This is a genomic window from Mycobacterium sp. NGS57 (genome assembly GCF_059812405.1).
The window spans coordinates 1-1,455 of record NZ_JCALCP010000030.1; the positions used below are offsets into that span (position 1 = coordinate 1).

Sequence of the window (1,455 nt, forward strand, 5' to 3'; positions counted from 1 at the left end):
GACTTGATGCTCCTATTCGTGTCAAGCGGCTTTGAGCCAGTTTCGGTAGGTGGCGGCGAAGGTGTCGTCGCGCTGTAGTCCGCGTTCTATGCGGGAGATGACGGTGGGCCAGACCCCGAAGTGGTGTGCAGCGGCGGTGACGGTGATGTTCTTGGCTTGCCGTGCGGGGCGGAGGTCCCCGTACTCGGGCACGGCGACCTGACGAGAGAGCAGTTTGAAGACCTCGCGGGCGATGGCCCGTTTGAGCTTGCGCAGAATCTCTTTCTTCGAGTGTCCTTTGAGCGTTTGGCGGAGTGCGTAGTCCTTGGTCGGTGGGTGGTGAGACAGGCGCACCAGGGATATGCGATGCAGGGCGTTGTTGGCGGCGCGGTCACCGCCGCGGGAGAGTCGGTGTCGGTTGGTCTTGCCCGAAGACGCGGGAACGGGCGCCACGCCGCACAGCGCGGCGAAAGCCGCCTCGCTGTGCAGTCGGTGCGGATTGGCCCCGGCGGTGATCAACAGCTGGGCGGCGGTGTCCGCGCCGACACCGTAGGCCGCCCGGAGCCCGGGATTGGTTTCGGTGACGATCGCGTCGATCTGGGCTTCGAGTGCCTCTGCTTGGGTTTCGAGGAACTGCACGCGTTGGGCGAGCATCTTGGCCGCGATGAGCACCGACTGCGCCCATGGTTCGGCCTGTGAGTCGGGTCGGCAGCGGGCGATCGCCTCGATCAGCCTGAATGTCGTTAAGCCGCGGTATTTTTCACGCACAGAGTCCGGTGCGGACACCAGCATGGCTTTGATCTGGTTGATCACCGCGGTGCGATGCTTGACCGCCGAGCGGCGGGCGATATGCAGGGCGCGCAACCCAGCGGTGGTGTCGTGTTTCGGGGTGGCTAGCCCGTCGCCGGCCAACGCGGTACGGGCAGCACTGTAGGCATCCAGTGGATCGGACTTGCCCTTGAGGCGGCGGGTGGACTTGACCGCGCGGGTCACCTCGAAGACCTCGATACCGGCGGCAGTCAGCGCGCGAGTGAACCCAGCACCGTAGCTGGCGGTGCCCTCCACCCCGATCCGCTCAATCTGGCCCAGCGAGCGCAGGAACCTGATGGCGGCGGTGTAGCCGGCGCGCGTGGTCGGGAACTCTCGATCGCCAACTGCCGCACCAGTCATGGTGATGGCGGCGACGTGAATGGTATCGGCGTGGGTATCCGCACCGGCGACGATGAGCACAGATTCTGTCAAAATGATGGTGTCCCTTCTGACCAGCGTTAGGTGGGCGCACGCCGGGCAGGGCGGGCAGACAAGACATTGATGAGGAACGACCAGGCTCCTGATTAGGTCATGTCCGTCCTGTCCGGCGTGAACAAGATGCGCACCACGCAGGCCGGACAGATCAAGTTATGGACAACCCAGCAGGGCGTCAGTCATACCCAGGGTCACGACCTGCGCGGTAACGCTCTTCCATCATCAATGTCG

At 64.4% G+C, this 1,455-nt stretch carries 1 protein-coding gene; it reads right to left on the minus strand.

All coding sequences use genetic code 11. The features are described from left to right. Positions 1–21: 21 nt before the first annotated feature. Positions 22–1,209, minus strand: coding sequence for an IS110 family RNA-guided transposase (locus AC5Y43_RS24935; protein ID WP_499977288.1), 1,188 nt, complete (start codon positions 1,207–1,209; stop codon positions 22–24). Positions 1,210–1,455 lie beyond the last annotated feature (246 nt).